General features: G+C 61.1%; 18 protein-coding genes. 4 read left to right on the top strand and 14 right to left on the bottom strand.

Features of this window, described 5'->3' with window-relative positions:
• Positions 1-83: 83 nt before the first annotated feature.
• Positions 84-749, top strand: a complete 666-nt coding sequence (locus tag ACP7BX_RS18605; RefSeq protein WP_426128637.1) for a TIGR02466 family protein — start codon at positions 84-86, stop codon at positions 747-749.
• Here ACP7BX_RS18605 and ACP7BX_RS18600 read toward each other — a convergent pair.
• A complete protein-coding gene (locus ACP7BX_RS18600) occupies positions 733-2,208 on the bottom strand; it encodes a PLP-dependent aminotransferase family protein (RefSeq protein WP_426128639.1) in 1,476 nt (491 codons plus the stop codon). The genes ACP7BX_RS18605 and ACP7BX_RS18600 overlap by 17 nt on opposite strands.
• An 85-nt stretch (positions 2,209-2,293) precedes the next feature.
• Between ACP7BX_RS18600 and ACP7BX_RS18595 the strand changes: the two genes are divergently transcribed.
• Positions 2,294-3,058: a sulfite exporter TauE/SafE family protein gene (locus ACP7BX_RS18595; protein WP_426128641.1), complete on the top strand. Its 765-nt coding sequence runs from the start codon at positions 2,294-2,296 to the stop codon at positions 3,056-3,058.
• Here ACP7BX_RS18595 and ACP7BX_RS18590 read toward each other — a convergent pair.
• The 4 genes from ACP7BX_RS18590 to ACP7BX_RS18575 all read right to left on the bottom strand — a co-directional run bounded on the left by ACP7BX_RS18590 (position 3,055) and on the right by ACP7BX_RS18575 (position 8,402).
• The gene (locus ACP7BX_RS18590) at positions 3,055-4,548 is read right to left on the bottom strand and encodes a methyl-accepting chemotaxis protein (RefSeq protein ID WP_426128643.1); all 1,494 of its coding nucleotides are present in this window, start codon (positions 4,546-4,548) and stop codon (positions 3,055-3,057) included. The two genes, ACP7BX_RS18595 and ACP7BX_RS18590, sit on opposite strands and share 4 nt — an antisense overlap.
• 167 nt (positions 4,549-4,715) lie before the next feature.
• Positions 4,716-6,884 carry a TonB-dependent siderophore receptor gene (locus ACP7BX_RS18585; protein WP_426128645.1) on the bottom strand — a complete coding sequence of 723 codons (2,169 nt, stop codon included), beginning with the start codon at positions 6,882-6,884 and terminating at the stop codon, positions 4,716-4,718.
• 210 nt (positions 6,885-7,094) lie between these two features.
• Positions 7,095-7,823 (bottom strand): CPBP family intramembrane glutamic endopeptidase, encoded by a 729-nt coding sequence (locus ACP7BX_RS18580; protein ID WP_426128647.1) that lies wholly within the window; start codon positions 7,821-7,823, stop codon positions 7,095-7,097.
• An 81-nt stretch (positions 7,824-7,904) separates the two neighbouring features.
• Complete coding sequence (locus ACP7BX_RS18575) at positions 7,905-8,402, bottom strand: Lrp/AsnC family transcriptional regulator (protein ID WP_033896536.1); 498 nt, start codon at positions 8,400-8,402, stop codon at positions 7,905-7,907.
• 121 nt (positions 8,403-8,523) lie between these two features.
• Here ACP7BX_RS18575 and ACP7BX_RS18570 point away from each other — a divergent pair, with 121 nt between their 5' ends.
• Together ACP7BX_RS18570 and ACP7BX_RS18565 are read left to right on the top strand one after the other, a co-directional pair.
• Positions 8,524-9,558: a histone deacetylase family protein gene (locus ACP7BX_RS18570; RefSeq protein WP_426128649.1), complete on the top strand. Its 1,035-nt coding sequence runs from the start codon at positions 8,524-8,526 to the stop codon at positions 9,556-9,558.
• A gap of 58 nt (positions 9,559-9,616) precedes the next feature.
• Positions 9,617-11,044, top strand: a complete 1,428-nt coding sequence (locus tag ACP7BX_RS18565; RefSeq protein WP_426128651.1) for an amino acid permease — start codon at positions 9,617-9,619, stop codon at positions 11,042-11,044.
• On the opposite strand, the gene ACP7BX_RS18560 is transcribed toward ACP7BX_RS18565, so the two are convergent.
• The 9 genes from ACP7BX_RS18560 to ACP7BX_RS18520 form a co-directional block, all read right to left on the bottom strand.
• Positions 11,022-12,056 carry an alpha/beta fold hydrolase gene (locus ACP7BX_RS18560; protein ID WP_426128653.1) on the bottom strand — a complete coding sequence of 345 codons (1,035 nt, stop codon included), beginning with the start codon at positions 12,054-12,056 and terminating at the stop codon, positions 11,022-11,024. The genes ACP7BX_RS18565 and ACP7BX_RS18560 overlap by 23 nt on opposite strands.
• 138 nt (positions 12,057-12,194) lie before the next feature.
• The gene (locus tag ACP7BX_RS18555; RefSeq protein ID WP_426128655.1) at positions 12,195-14,714 is read right to left on the bottom strand and encodes an autotransporter domain-containing protein; all 2,520 of its coding nucleotides are present in this window, start codon (positions 14,712-14,714) and stop codon (positions 12,195-12,197) included.
• Positions 14,715-14,962: 248 nt separating this feature from the next.
• Entirely contained in the window at positions 14,963-15,724 is a 762-nt protein-coding gene (locus ACP7BX_RS18550; RefSeq protein ID WP_269130738.1) for a PIG-L deacetylase family protein, read from the bottom strand.
• Between the two features lie 179 nt (positions 15,725-15,903).
• A complete protein-coding gene (locus tag ACP7BX_RS18545; protein ID WP_314526285.1) occupies positions 15,904-16,563 on the bottom strand; it encodes a glycosyltransferase in 660 nt (219 codons plus the stop codon).
• Positions 16,560-17,159: an SAM-dependent methyltransferase gene (locus tag ACP7BX_RS18540; RefSeq protein ID WP_426128657.1), complete on the bottom strand. Its 600-nt coding sequence runs from the start codon at positions 17,157-17,159 to the stop codon at positions 16,560-16,562. The genes ACP7BX_RS18545 and ACP7BX_RS18540 overlap by 4 nt, the downstream gene beginning before the upstream one ends.
• Complete coding sequence (locus ACP7BX_RS18535) at positions 17,156-17,914, bottom strand: PIG-L deacetylase family protein (RefSeq protein WP_426128659.1); 759 nt, start codon at positions 17,912-17,914, stop codon at positions 17,156-17,158. The genes ACP7BX_RS18540 and ACP7BX_RS18535 overlap by 4 nt, the downstream gene beginning before the upstream one ends.
• Entirely contained in the window at positions 17,911-18,909 is a 999-nt protein-coding gene (locus ACP7BX_RS18530; RefSeq protein ID WP_426128661.1) for an acyl-CoA dehydrogenase, read from the bottom strand. The genes ACP7BX_RS18535 and ACP7BX_RS18530 overlap by 4 nt, the downstream gene beginning before the upstream one ends.
• Before the next feature lies 1 nt (position 18,910).
• The gene (gene glgX, locus ACP7BX_RS18525) at positions 18,911-21,070 is read right to left on the bottom strand and encodes a glycogen debranching protein GlgX (protein ID WP_426128663.1); all 2,160 of its coding nucleotides are present in this window, start codon (positions 21,068-21,070) and stop codon (positions 18,911-18,913) included.
• A 119-nt stretch (positions 21,071-21,189) separates the two neighbouring features.
• Positions 21,190-21,462, bottom strand: a complete 273-nt coding sequence (locus tag ACP7BX_RS18520; RefSeq protein ID WP_426128665.1) for a DUF2934 domain-containing protein — start codon at positions 21,460-21,462, stop codon at positions 21,190-21,192.
• Between the last annotated feature and the right edge of the window lie 22 nt (positions 21,463-21,484).

Genomic DNA, 21,484 nt, shown 5'->3' with positions numbered 1-21,484 from the left:
TAAGACTTTAACAATGGTTTACATCGCCGAATCGATGATGCCGGTATGGTTTGTGGCTACTGGCAAAACATGATGAGTAACCCATGCAGTCGAGCGACAATCTGTTGAATCCGGAGCTGATACACATCCGGCGGCTGTTCACTACGCCTTTGGCCAGCATCCAATACCCCAATGCCGACACGCTCAACGCTGAGCTCAAAGCGCTGGTCACACAGCGCATGGCGCAGGATCAGTCTGGCGCCCAGCGCAGCAACGATGGCGGTTGGCAGTCCGCGAACGATTTTCAGGCATGGGGTGGGGATGCCTGCAGCGCGTTGGTGGCGTTCGCTACGCGGTTCGCCACTGAGCTGACCGCTGTTCATCACGAAGGCTTAGGACTCACCGAGCCCGGTTTCGAGTGGAAACTCAACGCGTGGGCCAATGTGAACCAGGCGGGCCACAGCAATGCGCTGCATGGGCACCCTGGCGCATTTTGGTCGGGCGTTTACTGGGTCGATGCGGGGGGGCGTGAAGAGGACGCCACCGTCGGCGGCGACCTGGAATTCGTCGATCCACGTGGCATGGTCGCCTCGACCTACAACCCCGCCTTGCGCATGCGGGTCGAGGATTGCCTGACTGCCGGTTTCAGCAGCACCTGTGTCGCCAGCAGCGGGACATTGATCATGTTTCCATCGTGGTTGATGCACTCGGTACGACGCTTTGAGGGCACGCGGCCACGGATCTCGATCGCGTTCAATTTTGGGGTGTGAGCGGCGCACGGGCTGCATCCATGACCTCCCGAATCACTGGCGCAAGTATCCGGATGCCTTCATCAATCTGCTGCACGGTAAGCCCGGCGTAGCCGAGTATCAGGCTTGCCAGTCGTTCACCCCGCTTAGTGAACAGGGGGGATAGCGGATAAACACCGATCCCGCGCTCAAGCGCCATCGCCTGCAATGCGTGTTCATCCCGAGCGTGCAGGTCGGGCAACAACAAGACGCCATGCAACCCGGCGGCCATGCCCTCCAGTTTTCCCAGACCCGGCAGGTGGCGGTCGACGGCGTCCAGCAGGGCCTTTCGACGGCCTTCGTTATCGCGGCGCAAGCGTCGTAGGTGGCGCTCGTAGGCGCCGCTGTCGATCAACGAGGCCAGCACGTTTTGCTCCCAACGGGGTTCGTTGCGATCGGTCAACCGCTTGGCCTCGCGAAACACGCCTACCAGTTCGCGCGGCAGCACCAGGTAACCGAGCCTCAACTGGGGTGAAAGTGCTTTGGAAAAGGTGCCGACATAGATCACGCGCGCCTCGGCATCCATCGATTGCAAGGCGTCGATGGGACGCTGGCCGTAACGGAACTCGCCACCGTAATCGTCCTCGATGATCCACGCGCGATGGCGGTTTGCCCAGTTGAGCAGTTCGACGCGTCGCGCGATGGACAGCACGGCGCCCATCGGGAATTGGTGCGACGGGGTGACGTAGGCCAACCGCGCGCGCGGGTTATCCGGCAACAGCTGTGCCTGCAAACCGGAGGCGTCCACAGGGATGGGCAATGCCGTTGCGCCGGTCGCCTCGAAGCAATAGCGGGCCATGCGGTAGCCGGGATCTTCGAAGATGAAGGCGTCGTCAGGGTTGAGCAGTAAGCGGGCACACAGGTCGAGCCCTTGCTGGGAGCCGTGCACCACCACTATCTGCTCGGCATCGCAGGTCAAGCCACGGGCGCGGCGCAGATAGCCTTGCAACGCCTGGCGCAAAGCGGCTTCGCCTTGGGGTTGGCCGTAAGACCGGGTGGGTTGGCGCTTGGTCAGTTCGGCACGATAGGCGCGGTTCCAGCCCAGTGACGGAAAGTCCCGCGATGCGACTGCTCCGTATCGAAAGTCGATGTGCGCAGAGGGCGAGGCCATGTGATAGGGCGTGAGGGCGGCAACCCGCTGCCCATAACGCGACAATGCCGGTGGCGGGCTGTCCGGGGACACCGGGGCAACGACAGGGCGCGCAACGGCAACGGCTGCAACCCTGGCGGCCTTGCCCACGGCGGTCACCACAAACCCTTCGGCAGCCAATTGCTCGTAGGCAGCGGTGATCGTGGTGCGCGAGACCCCAAGCGTCTGCGCCATGGCACGGGTGGAGGGCAGCTTGGCGTCGGGCTCCAGGGTGCCGTCCTCTATCTGCGCTCGCAGCTGGGTGTAGAGGCGGCGTTCCGCGCCACGCCTGGGGTTCGATAACTGGCCCATGGAAAAACCTCAAAACTGGTACTTTTTGCGGTGCCGGTGATGCGGGAGATTATGACGTCTCTTCGCTACGAAATGAATGCACACCATGGAACTTGAGCTGACAACCACGACGATCCTGGTGACCTTTGCCGGGGTCTTTTTGATCTGCTTTATGAAAGGCGCCTTCGGCGGCGGCTTTGCCATTGTCGGTATACCGCTACTGTCGCTGGTGATGGACCCGATCACTGCCGGCGGCTTGCTGGCGCCGTTGTTCATCGCCATGGACCTGTTCGGCCTGCGCTATTGGAAGCCGTCAACCTGGTCAAAGCCAGACCTCAAGGTATTGGTGCCTGGGTTGGTGGTCGGAATTGGCGTTGGCTACCTGCTTTTTCGCGTGCTGGATCACCGGGCGATAGCCATCGTGATGGCGGCGGTCACGTTGGTGTTTGTCGGCCTGTGGTTCAAGGCCGGGGGCAGCGTCAGTGTGAAGCCGCGTTCAACACCGAAGGCCTTGGCCGCCGGGGTCACCTCGGGAATCACCACCATGGTTGCGCATTCCGGTGGGCCACCGTTGGCGATGTATTTGCTGCCGCTTGGCCTGAGCAAACAGCTTTACGCCGGGACCACCAGCCTGTTTTTCACCGTGGGCAATGTGCTCAAGGCGATTCCCTGGTTGATCCTTGCCAGGCCGACCGGCAACGTGTTGGGCCTGGCACTTATCTGTCTGTTCGCCGTGCCCAGTGGTGTGTGGCTGGGCTGGCGGCTGCATGCGCGGTTGGATCAGCGCCAACTCTATCGCGCCTGCTATGGCCTGCTGATCCTCACCGCGCTGAAGCTGCTGTGGGATGGGATTGGCGGCTACTGGGCCTAGGGGTGGAACCTGCGTCCCAACGCATCCAACCGCACCGCAATCGGCGGCAACTGCTCACTGCTGCGCGCCAGGGTTTCCACATCGTTGGCGGTGCTTTGCGCAATGCTCTGCACCGACTGCAACCGCCCGACAATCTCCAGGTTCGCGGTGGTCTGCTCGCGGGTGGTGGTCACGATCCGGCCGTTCAGGTCGTCGATGTGCGCAATGTCGTTGCCCACGGCGCGCAGCATGTCGACGGCGACCTGACTGTCTTCCACGCAACGCTCCACGCCTTGGCGGCTGTCGTGCATGGCTTCAACGGCCTGGCGGCTGCCGTGTTGCAGGCCTTCGATGATGGTCTTGATTTCCTGGGTGGACACCGCCGTGCGCTGCGCCAGGCTGCGCACTTCGTCGGCGACAACGGCGAAGCCACGGCCTTGCTCGCCGGCGCGGGCGGCTTCGATGGCGGCGTTGAGGGCGAGCAGGTTGGTCTGGTTGGCGATGCTGTTGATCACTTCGAGCACGCTGCCGATCTGCTCGGCTTGCACGGCCAGGCCCTGCACGGTTTCGTGGGTGCCGTTGAGGCGGGAGGCCAACTGGGTGATTTCCTGCTGGGCACGGCTGACGCTTTCCTGGCCGCGCAGGATCTGTTGGCTGGCCTTGCCGGCGTGATCCACCGCTTGCTCGACATGCACGGCGATGTGGCCCATGGCGTCTTCCATGCGCTGCATCGAACCGGTCATCTGAGTGATCTCGGCCAATTGGTGTCGCGCGCCTTTTTCCAGGGTGCCGCTGGCACTGGCCAGTGCCTGGCCGAGTTGGCCGAGGCCGTGGGAGTCGCGGGCGACACCGTCGATCAGGTGCGTGATCTGTTGCAGGAAGTGGTCGAAACGCTTGGCCAGGGACACATGCACCTTGCCTTCACCTTGATTGGCTTGCGCGCTGAATTGGGAGGTCACGGAGAGCATCTTCTCCAGCATTTCCTGGCTCTCGACCGCTTCGGCCTGGCTGTGTACGGCGAGGTACAGCAGGGCGACGGTTTCCATCACCACGTAGAACGCGTGGACGAACACCATGGTCCAGCCGCCGTGATGTTCCATCACAAACACCGGGAAACCTTGGTGTTGCAGGGCATGGAACACCACGTGATGCACGGCGATGGTGGCGGCCGCGACCAGGATCGGCAGCCAGTCACGATAAAACGTCAGCACCGCCAACAGCGCGAAGATCCCGAAGTGCGATTCGATCACGCCCTGGGCCTGGTTGATGTGCAGCGCCGCCATCACCATGAGGCCTGCGCCGAGGGCGCAACGCATCACGCGGGTGCCGCCTATCGCTCGGTACAGCGCCGTGAGCACCACGCTGGTGCCGCCGCCGATTATGGCGGCTTGCATCAAGGTGTCGTGCCAGAAGGCCAAGCCCATGGAAAACAGAAACATCAGCCAGATCAACGCCAGCATGATGCGGTCGGCTTTGCGGTAGTGCTCGAAAAAACGCGCGCGGGTGGGCATTCACACTTACTCCATGTGGTCTGGCCGAATCAAAGTGAGGGGCAGGGTGGAGCGAATCAGGTGTTTTTGGTTTTTATTGGATTCAGTGATGCCAAACGGTTATCGGCTTGCGGGGGAGGGACTTGAGGAACGGCTACCCGGGCGGGTAGCCGTTGAGCGGATCGCGATCAGAAACTGTATTTGGCAGTCAGCATCATGTTGCGGGGTGTGCCGTAGGAATCACCGCCATAGCTCACGGAGTTGGAGATGGACTGGTAGTAGCGACGGTCAAAGATGTTGTTGGCGTTGAGTTGCAGGTCAAGGTGCTGGTTGACCTGGTAACCGGCCATCAGGTCGGTGACGGCGTAGGCGCCTTGCTTGAGGCGGTAGGTGCTGCCGTCCGCGACTTTGAAGTCGTTGTACATGCGGCTTTGCCAGGAGACGTTGCCGCCCACGCGGAGTTTTTCCAGGGCGCCCTGGAAGTGGTAGTTGGTGGTCAGTTTGAACAGGTGTTCCGGGGTGTCGGTGTCGAACTGCTGGTTGACGTTCTGCGGGTTGGCTTGATCCTTGATGGTGTGGGTACGCGCGTAGGTGTAGCCACCGCCGACCTGCCAGTTCTCGGTCAGGGCGCCTTGCAGTTCAAAGTCGATACCCTGGCTGCGGATTTCGCCTGAGGCTTCGGAGCAGCTGGCCTGCGGACAGTTAGGCACGACCACATCCACCGCGCGATTCTCCTGGTCGACGCGGAACAGCGCCACGCTCGCATTCAACGCACCGCCGAGGTATTCGCCCTTGATGCCCACTTCATAGTTCTTGCCGACAATCGGCTTGACGGGGTTGCCGGAGGTGTCCTTGGCGCTTTGCGGCGTAAAGATATCGCTGTAGCTGACATACACCGAGTGATGGTCGTCCAGGTCGTAGATCAGGCCGGCGTAGCGGGTGAGGTTGCGCGTGACCTTGTAGTCGCCGGAGTTGTCGGCACCGCCATGGGCATCGTAGTCATACCAGTCCAGGCGCCCGCCGAGGATGAGCTTCAACGGGTCGGCCAGGTTCAGGCGCGTGGTGACGTAAACCCCATCCTGGGTGGTGACATCACGGTCATTGGTGGTGTGGACGAAGTCCGGTTTGCCCGCCGTGAGCGGCCAGTTGAGGTTGTAGGGGCTGTAGTTGTGGGTGGTCATGTCGTAGATGCGTCGGCTGGCGCCCACGACCAGTTCATGGGTACGCCCGAACGCCTGGAAGGGGCCGCTGGCGAAGGCGTCGACGCCTGCCTGGTTTTCATCGTAGGCCGCCTGGTAGACGGTGCGCGCCAGCGTGTTATTGACCCAGCGTGACTGGTACGAGCCGGAGAACAATGCCTTCTGTTCGGCGTAGTTGGCGTTGACTTGCAGTTTCCAGTCGTTGGCCAGTTGCTGGCGCAGTTCAGCGAATACCGTGTTGACCTCCTGGTCTTTATTCTCCCAGTCGGTGCCTGGGTTGTAGGACCGTGGCAGGTTCAGGTGATGACCATCCTGGCCGACCATCGACGAACCCCAGAAATAGTTGGTCTTGTCTTTCTGGTTCGAGAAACCGAGCGTCAGGGTGGTGTCTTCGCTCAGGTCGGCTTCGGTGACGGCATAGAACAGGCCGTGATACTCCTCGGCATTGTCGATGAAACTGTTGGCATCGCGGTAGGACGTGACGACCCGGCCGCGCCAGGTGCCACTGTCGTTGAGGGGGCTGGAGGCGTCGAGTTCGCCACGGTAGTCGTCCCAGCTGCCGGCGGCGCCCGTGACGGTGACTTTTTGTTCGTCCAGTGGCCGCTTGCGTACCAGGTTGATGGCCGCCGAAGGGTTACCCGCGCCGGTTATCAGGCCAGTGGCGCCGCGCACGATCTCGACGCGATCAAACATCGCCAGGTTCGGCTGAGAGCCTACGGAGACGCCGTTATAGCCGGTGGGGATGCCGTCGTACATCAGGTTGTCGATGTCGAAACCGCGGGACGTGTAGGACTGTCGGCCAGGACCGCTGGAGAAGTTGAGGAACAGACCGGGTGTGGCTTTGACCACATCATTGATGCTGGTCATCGCCTGGTCATCCATGCGTTGGCGCGTAATGACGGTAACGGCCTGCGGGGTTTCACGCATGGTCAACGGCAGCTTGGTCGCGGTTTTCATCGCGCCGGTGGTGTAGGACTGCGTGCCTTCGGTGGTTTCACCCAGTTGCGCTTCGCCGGAGATTTGCGTGGCCCCTAGTTCAAGGGTAGCGGCGGGTGCCTGGGTCTCGGCGGCAAAGGCCGCAGGTGAGCTTGCAAGGCAGACGGCCAACGCCATCAGACTGGGTGAAAAACCTTTGCCGCCGTGTTGTTGCACAGACATGGAACTGACTCTCCCCGAATGCCGTCCCTGGCGAATAATAAAGGTGTTGATAATTATTCGCATCAGTGTGGCAGATTGAGCTTGTGGGAAAAAGCCTTAAAAGAGAATTGGTTAACAATTTTTTCACATCTAAAGGCGCGGCGTTTTGCCACTAACGCCGAGCATGGGCGCACACATTGTCAGTGCGCCCAAAGCATGTGTTGGGTTGACTCAACTGTAAAAACCAGCCCAAGCCCAGGTCCAATCCAGGCTTGCCGCAACTACTTCGGCCAGCATGTGCAGGAGGATGGGCACCAACAGTCCACCACTGGCAATTCGCACCCATGCAAACAGGCAGCCCACGACAAAGATCAGTGCCAGGGTGGTCCAACTGTCGTACTGGGTATGGATGATGGCGAACAACAGCGAAGTAGCGATCACCGCTATCCATTTCCAGATCACGCTGCGCTCGTAGGGAAACAGGCGCAGCAGGTAGTGACGAATCATCAACTCTTCGGCAATGGCCGGAAGGATCAGCAAAGAGGCCAATTTGAACAGAATCTGTCCCTGCGTCAGGCCACTCAGCAGGTCCGCCATAAACGCTTCTCGCGGCTGCCCCATCACAATGACGAGCAACCCGCTGAGCAAATAGGCGCCGACAAGGCCTATGGCGCCGAGACGTAATGTCTGACGGATGTGGTGACCGTAAAACGTTGCGGACAGGTTTTTTCGGTGTTGCACAACGAACAGGGCGGACAGCAATAACGCGATCGGGCCACTGGTGATGGCAAACATGAGGTAGCTCTGCATCGCTGGCGGCACCAGCAGGAATCCGGGTACCGGGGCCAGCACAAAGATCAGTGCCGCCAGTACGAACATCCCGAGGCGTTTAAAGAAGCGGAACTGCGCTGGGAGATCTGAGGGGAGGGTGGTGTCAGGGGTAGCAAGAACTAGCGTCACAATCGCTCCATGAGTGCGGGAAAAAGGGCATTTTGCCATCAACTTGACGAAAGGACGCACCTGTTATTTACCGGCACCTGCTTATGGGGTCTCGCCTTGTGGAATCGCCACCCGACTCGTCGCCTTGACTTCCCTGAGCGCCAGACTCGACTGAATCGACGCAATCCCCAACTGCCGTCGCAGCACGCTCTCGACAAACTCGCTGTAGCTGTCCAGGTCTTGCGCGAGGACCTGCAACAGGTAATCCGCATCCCCGGTGATCTTGTGGCAGGACAGCACCTGCGGCAGCTCCTTCACCACGGCTTCAAACGCATCCGGCGCGTGATCGGTGTGGATCGCGAAACGCACATGGACGAACGCCATGATGTCCAGTCCGAGCATCTTGCGGTCGAGGTTGGCCTGGTAATCCTTGATCACGCCTTCTTCCTCCAGGCGTTTGCGCCGACGCCAGCAGGGGGTGAGACTCAGTGACAGGCGTTCGCTCAACTGCGCGTTGGAAATACTGGCGTCTTCCTGCAACAAAGCGAGGATGGCGAGATCGGTGTCATCAAGAGCGACCTGTCTGGTTTTATTTTTCATAAATGTGCGCCGCAGAGGTAAAAAATCCCGATAAAGCTAATCATGCCGTAAATAAAAGCAAAGAAAGCCCAAGACTGCCAGAACAAAATAGACCCTGTCTTTTACTGGCGGATGCCCACCCATGTTGACTGTTTTTAGCGAAGCCCACCGTTTGCACCACGGCACTGAACTGAAGGACGGCGTGCTCAAACCTTCATTCGAACAACCGAGCCGCGCCGACACGGTGCGTGACCGCGTCAGGCAGGTGGGCCTGGGCGATATCGTCACACCGCGCCGCTTCGATCGGGCCTGTTACGTCAATGCCCACAGCGAGCGCTACGTAGCGTTCCTCGAAACCGCCTGGGCCGAATGGACCGCCATTGGCCGCAGCCATGACGCGTTGCCCCTGGTGTGGCCGGTGCGAGACTTGGCGAACCATCAAGTCCCGGAGTTCATCGACGGCAAGCTCGGTTTCTTTGCTATGGACGCCGGCTCGCCGATTACCCGCACCACCTGGGAGGCGGTCAAAACCAGCGCGGACATCGCCTTGACCGGCCTGGCGCTGATCGACGAGGGCCATCACAGCGCCTTCGCCCTGTGCCGCCCGCCGGGCCATCACGCAGCCCGCGAATACATGGGCGGTTATTGCTACCTCAACAACGCCGCGATTGCCGCCGAGCAAGCCATTACCCAAGGCGCCAAGCGCGTGGCGGTACTGGATGTGGATTTCCACCATGGCAACGGCACGCAGAACATTTTCTACGACCGCCCAGACGTGCTGTTCATCTCCCTGCATGGCGATCCGGCAGTCTCTTACCCGTACTTTTCCGGTGCGGCCAGTGAACGCGGTGCGGGCGCAGGGGAGGGCTTCAACCTGAATTATCCGTTGCCGAAAAACACCACCTGGGCGCACTACCAAATTGCCTTGATCAATGCGTGCCAGCAACTGCGCGACTTCGCGCCCGAGGTGCTGGTGATCTCCCTCGGCGTCGACACCTTCAAGGACGACCCCATCAGCCATTTCCTCCTCGACAGCCAGGACTTCCTCGGCATGGGCGAAATCATCGCCAGCGTCGGCGTGCCCACTCTGTTCGTGATGGAAGGCGGCTACATGGTCGATGAAATCGGCATCAACGCCGTCAACGTGCTGCACGGTTTCGAAAGCAACAGCCAATAACAACAACCCGTCGACTTTTCTTCTGCCAAAACTCAAAAACATAACAAGAGGTTTTGTGATGAAAACAACCACGTCCGGGCTTTCTGAAAAGCCTGCGTTGCAACGTACCCTGAGCAACCGCCATATCCAATTGATGGCCATGGGCGGTGCAATCGGCACCGGCCTGTTCATGGGCTCCGGCAAGATCATTGCGCTGTCCGGCACTTCAATCATCCTGATCTACATGATCATCGGGCTGTTCGTGTATTTCGTGATGCGCGCCATGGGCGAACTGCTGCTGTCCAACCTGAACTTCAAAAGCTTCGCCGACTTTGCCGGCGCCTATCTGGGGCCGCGTGCGGCGTTCTTTCTCGGCTGGTCATATTGGTTGAGCTGGAGCGTGGCGGTGGTGGGGGATGCGGTGGTGGTCGGCGGCTTCTTCCAGTACTGGTTTCCCCATGTGCCAGCCTGGATGCCGGCAGTGGGCATGCTGCTCACGCTGTTCGCGTTGAATGTGCTGACGGTCAAGTTGTTTGGCGAAGTGGAATTCTGGTTCGCGATCATCAAGCTCATTGCCGTGCTGACCTTGATCGGTGTGAGTGTGGTGCTGATTGCCAGCTCGTTTGTCTCGCCCACCGGGGTCACTGCGTCGCTGACCCATTTATTGGACAAACAGGCCGCGTTCCCCAATGGTTTGTTCGGTTTCTTCGCCGGGTTCCAGATGGCGATTTTTTCTTTTGCCGGTACCGAGTTGATCGGCACCGCTGCCGCCGAAACCCGCGCGCCGGAGAAGACGCTGCCCAAGGCGATCAATTCGATTCCGCTGCGTATCATCCTGTTCTACGTGCTGGCCCTGGCGTGCATCATCGCGGTGACGTCATGGCAGCAAGTCTCGCCGAGCAAAAGCCCGTTCGTTGAGTTGTTCCTGGTCGCAGGTTTTCCTGCAGCGGCGGGTATCGTCAATTTCGTGGTGCTGACCTCGGCGGCTTCCTCGGCCAACAGCGGTGTGTTTTCCGCCAGCCGTATGTTGTTCGGCCTGGCTGACCTGGGGGATGCACCGGGAATTTTTCGGCGCTTGTCGAAGAGCAGCGTGCCGTTTATCAGTCTGGCGTTTACGACGCTGCTGATGCTGCTGGGGCTGGTGTTGCTGTTTGTGGTGCCGGAGGTGATGACCGCCTTCACCATCGTGTCGACGGTGTCGGCGATCCTGGTAATTTTCACCTGGTCGACAATCCTGGCGTCCTACATCGCCTACCGCAAGAAACGTCCGGACCTGCACGCCAAGTCCACCTACAAAATGCCCGGTGGCGTGCCGATGGCCTGGTTTTCCCTGGGTTTCCTCGCGTTTGTGCTGGGTCTGCTGGCGTTGCGGCCGGATACACGCTTGGCGCTGTGCGTGATGCCGGCCTGGTTTATCTGGCTGGGGATTGCCTACCCATTTTCACGCTTCAAGGGCGGCCATTGGATGAGGGCGCTGCCCTCGGTCACAAGTGATCCGCATCAATGACCGCCTTGGCAAACGCCTCGGGCGCTTCCTGTGGCAGGTTGTGGCCCACGCCGCCATTGATCAGGCGGAACTCATATTTGCCGGTAAAACGTTTGGCGTAATCCTCCGGCTGTGGGTGCGGCGCGCCGTTGGCGTCGCCTTCGAGGGTGATGGTCGGCACGCCAATTGACGGTGCCTGGGCGAGTTTCTGCTCCAGTGGGTCGTACTTCGTTTCACCCTGGACCAGGCCCAGGCGCCAGCGGTAATTGAACACGGTGATTGCGACGTGGTCCGGGTTCTCCAGGCCCTTGGCGCTGCGGTCAAAGGTGGCATCGTCGAACTTCCATTGCGGCGACGCCAGCTGCCAGATCAGCTTGGCGAAGTCATGGGTGTTTTTCTGGTAACCGGCGGCGCCGCGCTCGGTGGCGAAGTAGAACTGATACCACCATTGCAGTTCGGCTTTAGGTGGCAAAGGGTTCTTGCCCGCCGCCTGGTTGCCGATCAGGTAACCGCTGACCGACACCAGCGCCTTGACCCGCTCTGGCCACAACGCCGAAACGATGTCCGCCGAACGTGCGCCCCAGTCGTAGCCGCCCAGTACGGCTTGCTTGATCTTCAGCGCGTCCATGAAGTCGATCACGTCACTGGCCAGTGCCGCCGGTTGGCCGTTGCGCAGGGTTTTATCCGAAAGGAAATGGGTGTCGCCATAACCCCGGGCGTAGGGGATCAGCACGCGATAACCCTTGGCTGCCAGCAGTGGGGCGACCTGGGCGTAGCTGTCGATGTCATAGGGCCATCCGTGCAGCAGGATCACCGCCGGTCCCGTGGCCGGGCCGACTTCAGCGTAGGCCACGTCCAGCAGACCGGCCTTGACGTGCTTGAGTGCGCCGAAGGCAGTTTGGCTGCTGGCGACGGCCCGAGTGGGCGCTTCGGGCATTTCAGCGTGGGCCACGCTTATTGCGCCCAGCGGCAACAAGGCAAAGACCAGGGAAAGGGCGTGGCGTTTGAAGCGGCGATTCAACTGAGTGTGCATGGCGAGCCTCCTGTGGCTGGATGTGTGCCTGGAGCCCAGTTGAACGCTGCGCTGTATCTGGCCTGTTTCAGGAAGTGCGTTGAGTTAAAGACGATGTATCGCAACGGGCCCTGTACACACTGCGATACAAACCCCGGCCTAGAAATCCACCCTCAACCCGAGCGTGCCCCGTGTGCCGCTAAGGTCAAGGCTATCGAGGTTCTGGCTGTGGCTCACTTCTGCGTAGAGGTCAATGCCGTGTGCAATCGCGGCGGTTGCGCCAAGGCTGAGGTCCAACGTGGTGGATTTTTGTTCGGTAGCAAAATCCACGGTGTTGAAGGTCACTGTGCTTTTACCTTGCGGGGTATGCCAGACGTTTGCCCGAACGTAGGGGCTGACGGGCAGGTTGTGCACGAGGTAGTTGCCACTGGCGCGCACGCCCACACGGGCGGTGAGCTGTGAATCCGCGTCATAGGACACCTTGGAGAACAGGTCCCTCTGACTATCGAACCGGGTGCGGTTCCAGATCATTTGCAGTTGAGGTTCGATGTTCCAGGTTGGGGTGATCGCAAACGGTTGACCGACCTCTACCGACAGCGCCAGATCGTGGCCCTGGGTCTTCATCTTTATGCCTCGGTCCGACTGGTTGTTGCCACTGAACCGGGTGCCCATCAACACCACGTCCGCATACGCATTGTTCTGCCAGATGTGGGTCGCGGACAGCCCCAGGCTGGCGCCGCGTAAAGTGGTGTCGCCGGCTTCTCGGTCAGGCTGGCCATCGATGAGCCCTTTGACCTTGCCCCTGAGTCGGCTCTGCCCTGCCAAAATGCCCAGATGCTGGGTAGCTCCGGCCTCGGTGGTCCTCGATAAAAGGGACGTGCCAACTTGATAGCCATTGATCGAGCTATCCAGCGATGTGCTTAAATCCCCGGCAAACGCCTGACGGCTACTGCCGCCGTAGACCCGTGCCCAACCCGTCGGGAACGCCCCCGTTACTCGCTGCCGGCCTTGTTCACCCACGCGCTCGTGAAACGTCCCGAGTGCATTGCGCACCAGGTGCTGGGCAGCCGGGTAGACCGTTGCAGCGAGTGAGACTTCCTGGCGAATGAAGGGGACTGGCCGGATCGTTGCGGTTGGCAACGGCGGACTGCCCGGCGCGGGCAGCGGGGTAACCGGCGCTTCCACGGGGGCTTCCGAGCGCAGGAACCAACTGTCCTGGGTGCCTGCACTGACCCCGCCGTGATACAGGTAATAGTTGTAAGGGCCGGCGGCCGCTGTCCCGTTCAATGAAAACGCAGTGCTGGCGCTGGTGGCCCCATTTTGTGCGTCGACCACCCTGATACCGTCCGCAGTCGTGGCGGCGCCGATGCCTCCCAGGTTAGTGATTTGGATGGCTGTCGTGCCGCTGATCACGCCCTGGTTGACGATCAGTCTGTCGCTGGCAGAACTGTCATTGCCTAGTGCTGTTTGCAGTGCGAGCACACCTGCGTTACCGGTGTAGTTGCCATTGATGGTCAGGGTGTCGTTGGCGCTTGAACTGCCTGTCGTCATGTTGATGACACCGCTGTTGTTGACGTCGACCCGTTGTCCGGCGGTGAATGGGGTGATCAGCCCCGTGCCCACTAGCAGCTCACTGGCGCCATCCACATTCAGCACGCCCGTGCCTGTACCGCTGTCACCCAGGGTCAAGGTGCCGACCAATGTCAGCTGTGAGCCGTTGTCGAGCTGCAGGGTTTCCCAATTTGTGAACAGGCCCGGATTACCCGCCTGGGTGTTGTCCAGGGTCAGCGTGTCGTTACCCAGGCCGCCATCGATCAGTTGTGCTGCCGCCACTTGCGAATTGACCAGGTTTTTCAGCAATGCCGTATCGTCGCCCGCGCCCATCAGCACGGACGAACGCAAGTTGCCGCCTGTCCAGGTAAAGCTGTCATTGCCGAAGCTGAGCAGTATCTGCCCGCGGACCTCACCACCGGTAATGATCACTTCATCATCGCCGCCGCTGACACTGATATTGCCGCCCACCACCGCATCGCCCGAGATCTCGACGAAGTCGTTACCGAAGCCCGCCACCAGGTTGTTGCGGATGAGACCTCCCAACATAATGAAGATGTTGTTATCGAGTTTCATATCGACGCGGCCGATGATGCCGCCCGTCATCCTGGCTCTGTCACCGTCCTCAAACGCATTGGTGATCTCGCCGCCGCTCATAAAGAAATCGTCCAACCCATCGCCTTGTTCCAGCAGATCGATGATGCCGCCGCTCATGGCAAAATTGTCGATGCCCGCGCCTTGGCGCACCGCACCGGCCTGCCCCCCCGATATCTGCACAACGTCCGTGCCCGCGCCTTGTGTCACCGAGCCGGTAATACTTCCGAGGTTGAGCCTGAAGATATTGGCGCCGTCGCCTTGGTCGAGATTGCCATCGATCCCCGCGCTCGGCCCGTTCACGTCCACAAGATCATTGCCGGCACCAAAGGTCACGTTGCCCGAAATCCGCCCCGTCGCGGTGATATCGAGCGTGTTACTGCCGCCCGTGTCGATGAAACCCGGCGCCGTTGCGCTGTTGCAGGAAGAGGTGTCGTTGCCGCCAGTGATGTTGATCGTGCAGGCGCCGTATGAAGCCAACGGCCATGACGCCATGGAGATCAGGAAGAACCAGGAAAGTGTCTGTGCGCGCATGATCCGTCCTCATTCGAGGGGAGCGTTGCCCCGGCACCTGCAAAAGCCGGTGCGGGCCAGACCATGACAACGTGACGCGCGATACGGATCAGGGACAGCGGGTTACCTGTTTCTGAAAACACCGGCCAATGCAAAAGGTTGGCATGGCTTTCTCGACTGCACCTGAACCGGTGCAGCGCTTTTTCACCTTAGCCACACATTCTCCGGGCCGCAACTGTGAGAACTAACAGGTAGGGACGAGTTGGGTGCTACGACAGCACGATCTCATAGGGTTCGCGCATTCTCTCCAGCAGCACCTGGGCCAGCATGGGCGCCAGACCGATGGCCGGGTCGCCGGCCAATTGGCTAGCATAGGCATGGGCGGCGTGAAGCTTGCGCGCCACGGTCCAGGTGTCCAGCCGCACCTTGCGTGCCCGTTGCCAGGGGATGATCGCGCCTTCGCGGGCAGGCCAGTGCCAGGCCCAGATCGGCAGCTCATACAGTTGCGCGCCCACCAGGCAGCAGGCATTGGCGCTGGCACGGCCAACAGTGTCGTGATCGTCATTGCCGTCGTTACGCCACGTGCTGAACACCACATCGCCCGGTTGCAAATAGCGTGCAATGAATTGGCTCAGTTGCGGCTCGCGGCTGGCGAGGGCGTCGTCACAGAAGCCACCGCGGATCCACTTCAAACTGTGCAGGGGCATGCCCAGGCGGCGCATGGCCTCGACGCTTTCCTGGGGCCGCACCACGCTCAGGCGGCTGGCCGGCCAGACGTTGGACCCTGGGTGACTGGCGCTGCCATCCGTGATGGAGATGAGTTGCAGGGGATGCTCCAAGGTACTGAGCAGTTGCAGCAGGCCACCGCAGGCCAGCACTTCGTCGCCGGGGTGGGGCGCGATGATGACCACGCGTGCGCCAGGCGGCACCAATGAGGACGGGGTGATCGGGGGGATTTGCGCCAGCTGCGGGGCGCTGTTCCAGATTTGCGCAGGGCCACTACGGCCGTCGCTTAAGGAAGCAAGCTTCATGGGGTGTCACATCCTTGTCGATTGATGCTGGGTCGTGGCCCGTTGACGGGACGACACTCTTTTATCCACCACAGGCTCCGCCGCAGTGGCTGCATGACGCCCCAACCCTGGAACGCCAGCAAGGCGTCATCAGCATAGACAAGGATTGGTCGGTTTTACATTCGGCAACGTCGTTTTTTTCAAGTGGCGTGCATCAAGCTCTTCAAGTAATCGCCGAAACCGCCCTGTGCGCGAGCATCCAGGCGCGCACTGGTGATCACTTGCGGGCTGTGGCTCCAGGCGATGGAGGCGCCGCACAGCTCCAGGTTACGCACCAGTTGCACATCCTCGTGGCACGCCAGCGGCTCGAAACCACCCGCGCGCACATAAGCGCCTGCGCTCACGCCCAAGTTGGCACCATGGATGTGTCGATGGCCGTCTCGCGCTTCGTAACCCTGGTTGTAGCGAATCTGCGCAGCCGGGTCGAAGCCTTCGCTCCAGGCGTCCACGGTGACGGTGCCGCATACCGCGTCGGCCCCCAGTGCCAACTGGGCCACCAGCCAATCAGGCGCCACGCGGCTGTCGGCATCGGTGCATGAAATCCAGCGTGCGCCCTGGTTGAGCAGATGCCGCGCACCCACGCCTCGAACATGCCCGACATTGCGTGCCTGGGCTTCAAGCCATTGCACGGGATAGGCCTGGGCAATGGCGGCACTTGCATCGCTGCAACTGTCGAGTACCACCAAGACAGTCACGGCTTCACCGAGTAAATCCGGATGACTGGCCGCGATCAGTGCCGCTTTCAGGCAGTCGCCCAGCAGGGCCTCTTCGTTGTGTACCGGGATCAGAATGCCGATCATCGCAGGCCCTCAAGGGTGGCGACCGAAGTGCCGTCGCGGCTCCACAGGTCGAGCAGGAAGTCGTGTTCGTGGTGGCTGGTCACGCGAGGCATATTCAGCCGTTCCTGAAGCAGGGCATGCACCTGCTCGGCCGTTTGCGGGCAACCTTCGATAGGCGGGCGCCAATGGCAGGCCAGCACCTGGCCGTCGTCGGTCAACGAGGTGCGCACGCGTTCGATCAACCGGCACAAGTCGTCGGCGTCGAGGTAGTAACACAACTCGCTGAGCACGATCAGCTCGAACTGGCCTGTGGGCCACTGTTCAGGCAAACGGCTTTGCTGCACCTGGGCATGGGAAAAGCACAGCAAGCGACTGCGCGCCAGCGCCACGGCGGCCGAAGCCGTGTCGCAGCACAGCAGGCGGTCACAGCGGGGCGCCAGTTCGAAGCTCAGCTCGCCGTTGGCGCATCCGGGTTCGAACGCCGAGGCATAACGTGGCCGTGTGAGTATGGCCAGGGTCAACGCGCGTTTACGGCGTTCGTACCAGCGTTGGCGAAATGCCCAGGGGTCATCATTTTCGGCGAACAATTGGTCGAAATAAGGTGTGGCCACGCTCATACGAATACCACTTCAAAAGGCTGGAGCAGACGTTCCACTACATAGGGTGCAAGCACGGGCGCAAGGCCGATCTGTGGGTCGCCCTCCAACTGGCTGGCGAAGGCGTGGATGGCGTGGCGTTTGCGGGCGACCGCTTCACAGGTCAATGGGATCTTGCGGGCGCGATGCCAGGGCACTTGGTTGTCTTCGGGCGTTGCCCAGTGCCAGGTCCATACCGGCAGTTCGTACAGGGTTGCGCCTACAGCCGAGGCTGCCTTGGCGCTGGCACGACCGACGGCTTCGTGGTCGCAATGCCCATCTTCGCGCCAAGTGGTAAACACCACGTCGGTGGATTTGAGATAACGCTGGATAAACGCCGCGAGTTCATCTTCCCGCGCCGCCACCTGACTGTCGGTAAACCCGGCCCGCAGCCATTTCAGGCTGTGCAGCGGCAAGCCAAGACGATGCAGGGCCTGGGCCGACTCCTGCGGGCGCACCACACTCAAACGCTCAACCGGCCAACGCCGCGAACCCGGATGACTGGCGCTGCCATCGGTGACCGAAATCAGCTGGATGGCCCGGCCCAGTGCCGCGAGCCCCTGCATCAAACCACCACACCCCAGCACTTCATCATCCGGGTGCGGGGCGACGATCACCGCCCGATAACCTTCTGGCACCAACTGCTCAACGCTGATCGGCGGCAGCCCGGCCATCTTCGGCGACGCCTGCCAGCGATGCAGCGGCGTGCCTTGGCCAACGATTGGATTGGGTTTCATAACTGCCACCTCCCTGTGGGTTCGCCGGCGACCAACTCGCCAAGGCTGGCCAAGTCGCGTTCGGCGTGACTCTGGCGCATATACACCGGCAAGTCCGCCATCAACTGGGCGAAATGCGGATCCTTGCAATAGGGCCCCGCACCGACGGCCCGACCCACGTGGCGCATCACCTGTTCGACGGTGTCTTCGATGCACGCCCGAGTCTGTTGCGCCAACTCCCTGGCATTGGCCTTGGGTTCTCGATCGACCTGTTCCGCGCTGGCGCGCAGTACACAGGCGGCGCTGTTGAGTGCGCTGTCGACCGCGCCGAGGTGGGCGAGGGCGTGGGGTTCGGGGCGTTTGCTGCACTGCTCACGCAAGACTTCCGCCAGGCGTTGCGCCGCGCCGTACCAGCAGGCAGCAATGCCAATGCCGCCTTGCCAGAATCCGGGGCGAGCCAGGTAATCACCTGGTCCGCCCACGGCTAGCCCCCAGGCCTGGTCAAACACGATTTCCACACTGCCCGTGGCGGCCATGCCCACGGCGTTCCAGCCTTCGTCCGTGACGACGACGCCGGGTTGATCCATGGGCACTGCCACCAGTTGCTGGCGGTCCTCTTCGTTCCAGGCCGTCAGCAAGCCATGGCTGACCACTGCCGCGCCGGAACACCAGGCTTTGCGACCTTGCACTTTCAGGCGCTGGCCCTCTTTGAAGACGCGTACCTTGGCGGTGGGTGGCTCGGCCGCCCACATGCCCCAAATGCTGCCCAAGGGCGGCAACGGACTGTTGAGTTCGGCGATGATCGCCAAGGCGTCGGTGTGGCCTTCGAACAACTTGCACAGGCGCAGGTCATGGCCTGCCACCTGTGCCAAGCGCCTGAACCGCGCCAATGTCTGACCGCTGCCCGGCAAGGGCAGTTGGTCCAGGCCTTCCTCCTGAAGCGCCTTCAGGGCCGCGCCCAGGGCTTGCGTGTCCGCATAGCCCCGGTAGCCTTGAAGGAATCCATGCAGTGCCATTTCACACCTCGTCTTCACGCTGCAATTCGAACAGCAGCAGCGAGCGGCCCGTCACCGCGTACTCATGATCGAAATCAAAGCGCTCCTGGCCACGGACTGCCGGGGAGTTGGTGTCGAGCATGCACGTCCAGAATTCGCCCTCAGGCACCGCCGGCAAACGGAAGTTGACCATGTCGTGGTGGGCGTTGACCACCAGCAACAAGGTGGCATCCGCGCCGGGCCGGCGAATTCCCGTCTCCTGCGCGCGGCCATCCATCAGCATGCCCAGGCAGCGGCCATGGCTGTCCTGCCATTGCTCAGTAGTCATTTCATTGCCATCCGGCGCCAACCAGGTAACGTCCTTCACACCGATGTCTTCGTTGTAGTCGCCTACCAGGAAGCGCCCACGACGCAGGATCGGGTAGGCCAGGCGCAGCTTGATCAAGCGCTTGACGAACTTGAGCAGCGCCTTCCCATCTTCGTCCAGGTCCCAGTTGATCCAACCGATCTCGCTGTCCTGACAGTAGGCGTTGTTGTTGCCGTGCTGGGTGCGGGCGAATTCATCCCCGGCCACGATCATCGGCGTGCCTTGAGACAGCAACAGCGTGGCAAAAAAGTTACGCATCTGGCGCAGGCGCAGCGCGTTGATTTCCGGGTCGTCGGTGGGGCCTTCGACGCCGTGGTTCCAGGACAGGTTGTTGTTGCTGCCGTCCTGGTTGTTTTCGTCGTTGGCCTCGTTGTGCTTGTCGTTGTACGACACCAGATCGTGCAGGGTGAACCCGTCGTGAGCGGTGATGAAGTTCACCGAGCTGTAAGGGCGGCGTCCACGATGGTTGAACATTTCGCCGGAGGCCGTCATGCGGGCGGCGAAGTCGGCCAACTGGCTGTCGTCGCCTTTCCAGAACGCCCGAACGGTGTCGCGGAAACGGTCGTTCCATTCCACCCAGCCCGGCGGGAAATTACCCACTTGATAGCCGCCGGGGCCGCAGTCCCAGGGTTCGGCGATCAGTTTGAGCTGGCGCAACACCGGGTCCTGGCGGCACGCCACGAGAAAGCTGTGGCGTTCGTCGAAACCATCGCGGTAGCGGCCAAGAATGGTTGCCAGGTCGAAGCGGAAACCGTCCACGTGCATCTCGGTTGCCCAGTAACGCAGGGAGTCGGTGACCATCTGCAGTACGCACGGATGGCTCAAGTCCAGGGTGTTACCGGTCCCGGAATCGTTGATGTAGAAGCGCTTGTCATCCGGCATCAGCCGATAGTACGAAGCGTTGTCGATACCGCGCATCGACAGGGTCGGGCCGCGCTCGTTACCTTCAGCGGTGTGGTTGTAGACCACGTCCAGGATCACCTCGAGCTTCTGCTCATGCAGGTGCGCGACCATCTCCTTGAACTCGGCGATCTTGCCGCTGGCCAGGTAGCGCGGGTCTGGTGCGAAAAACGCGATGCTGTTGTAGCCCCAGTAGTTGGTCATGCCTTTTTCCAGCAAGTGCTGGTCATTGACAAAGGCATGCACTGGTAGCAATTCGACGGATGAAATGCCTAACTGGCGAATGTGCTTGAGCACGTCGTCTTCCATCAGCCCGGCGCAGGTGCCGCGCACGGATTCAGCGACGGATGGATGGCGCATGCTGATGCCGCGCAGATGGGTCTCGTAGATGATGGTGCGATCCCAAGGCACGCGCACCGGCTGGTCGTTGCCCCAGGTGTGTGCCGGGTCAATGACTTTGCATTTGGGCACGAAGGGTGCGCTGTCGCGTTCATCGAAACTGAGGTCGTCGTCCGGGTGGCCGATGGTGTAGCCGAACAACGCCTCGGACCATTTCAGCTCGCCCACCAATTGCTTGGCGTAGGGGTCGATCAGCAATTTGTTGTGGTTGAAACGGTGGCCGTTGGCCGGATCATATGCGCCGTACACGCGGTAGCCGTAAATCAGCCCTGGGTGGGCGTCGGGCAGGTAGCCGTGGAAGGTTTCGTCGGTGTATTCCGGCAGTTCGATGCGTTCCAGCTCGACTTCGCCGGAATCATCGAACAGGCACAGTTCGACCTTGGTCGCGTTGGCCGAGAACAAGGCAAAGTTGACACCCAGGCCGTCCCAGGTGGCGCCAAGGGGGAAGGGCAAACCTTCACGAATCCGCGACGGCTCGCTGCCCGGCGTCGAAGGGGTTTTATCGGGTTTGCTCATTACGTTGCTCCTGCAAGGGTCTTTTTTCGGGCCGAACGCGGCCGTGCTGACGAAAATTCAGCTGAGAGTCTGGAGGGTAAATTCACCTCTTGCCGACAGCGCCGACAAGAGGCGAGGGGTCAAGGCTTGGGCTTTTTGGGCGCCGGTGGTTTTTTAGCGGCCGGTGGCGTCGGCTTGCTGGCCGCAGGTGCCGCCGGTTTGGCTTTCGCCGGCGGCTTGGGGGGGCTGGTCTTGGGCTTGGCGGCTGCCTTGGGCTTGCTCGGCGTCAGCGCTTCGGCTTCCGCCAGTTTGCGCGCCATCTCCCAGTGGCGTGCATCTTCACCATGGGGTTTGCCCTCGGACTCCCAGATCTGATGCGCCAGTTCGCGTATGCGTTTGTCTTCAGTACTCATCACAATGCTCCTCACAGAAAAT

It is taken from the genome of Pseudomonas sp. DWP3-1-3b3, assembly GCF_049896305.1.
GTDB classification, from domain to species: domain Bacteria; phylum Pseudomonadota; class Gammaproteobacteria; order Pseudomonadales; family Pseudomonadaceae; genus Aquipseudomonas; species Aquipseudomonas azotoformans_A.
The sequence above is the reverse complement of the archived record's forward strand: the minus strand, read 5'-3'. Positions and strand labels throughout refer to the sequence as shown.

Coding starts and splice junctions, on each gene's coding strand:
- ACP7BX_RS18535 (WP_426128659.1), bottom strand. CDS start 17,914: ATGAAACCCAATCCAATCGTTGGCCAAGGCACGCCGCTGCATCGCTGG.
- ACP7BX_RS18575 (WP_033896536.1), bottom strand. CDS start 8,402: ATGAAAAATAAAACCAGACAGGTCGCTCTTGATGACACCGATCTCGCC.
- ACP7BX_RS18560 (WP_426128653.1), bottom strand. CDS start 12,056: ATGCACACTCAGTTGAATCGCCGCTTCAAACGCCACGCCCTTTCCCTG.
- ACP7BX_RS18520 (WP_426128665.1), bottom strand. CDS start 21,462: ATGAGTACTGAAGACAAACGCATACGCGAACTGGCGCATCAGATCTGG.
- ACP7BX_RS18570 (WP_426128649.1), top strand. CDS start 8,524: ATGTTGACTGTTTTTAGCGAAGCCCACCGTTTGCACCACGGCACTGAA.
- ACP7BX_RS18540 (WP_426128657.1), bottom strand. CDS start 17,159: ATGAGCGTGGCCACACCTTATTTCGACCAATTGTTCGCCGAAAATGAT.
- ACP7BX_RS18595 (WP_426128641.1), top strand. CDS start 2,294: ATGGAACTTGAGCTGACAACCACGACGATCCTGGTGACCTTTGCCGGG.
- ACP7BX_RS18530 (WP_426128661.1), bottom strand. CDS start 18,909: ATGGCACTGCATGGATTCCTTCAAGGCTACCGGGGCTATGCGGACACG.
- ACP7BX_RS18585 (WP_426128645.1), bottom strand. CDS start 6,884: ATGTCTGTGCAACAACACGGCGGCAAAGGTTTTTCACCCAGTCTGATG.
- ACP7BX_RS18600 (WP_426128639.1), bottom strand. CDS start 2,208: ATGGGCCAGTTATCGAACCCCAGGCGTGGCGCGGAACGCCGCCTCTAC.
- ACP7BX_RS18590 (WP_426128643.1), bottom strand. CDS start 4,548: ATGCCCACCCGCGCGCGTTTTTTCGAGCACTACCGCAAAGCCGACCGC.
- glgX (WP_426128663.1), bottom strand. CDS start 21,070: ATGAGCAAACCCGATAAAACCCCTTCGACGCCGGGCAGCGAGCCGTCG.
- ACP7BX_RS18555 (WP_426128655.1), bottom strand. CDS start 14,714: ATGCGCGCACAGACACTTTCCTGGTTCTTCCTGATCTCCATGGCGTCA.
- ACP7BX_RS18545 (WP_314526285.1), bottom strand. CDS start 16,563: ATGATCGGCATTCTGATCCCGGTACACAACGAAGAGGCCCTGCTGGGC.
- ACP7BX_RS18565 (WP_426128651.1), top strand. CDS start 9,617: ATGAAAACAACCACGTCCGGGCTTTCTGAAAAGCCTGCGTTGCAACGT.
- ACP7BX_RS18605 (WP_426128637.1), top strand. CDS start 84: ATGCAGTCGAGCGACAATCTGTTGAATCCGGAGCTGATACACATCCGG.
- ACP7BX_RS18550 (WP_269130738.1), bottom strand. CDS start 15,724: ATGAAGCTTGCTTCCTTAAGCGACGGCCGTAGTGGCCCTGCGCAAATC.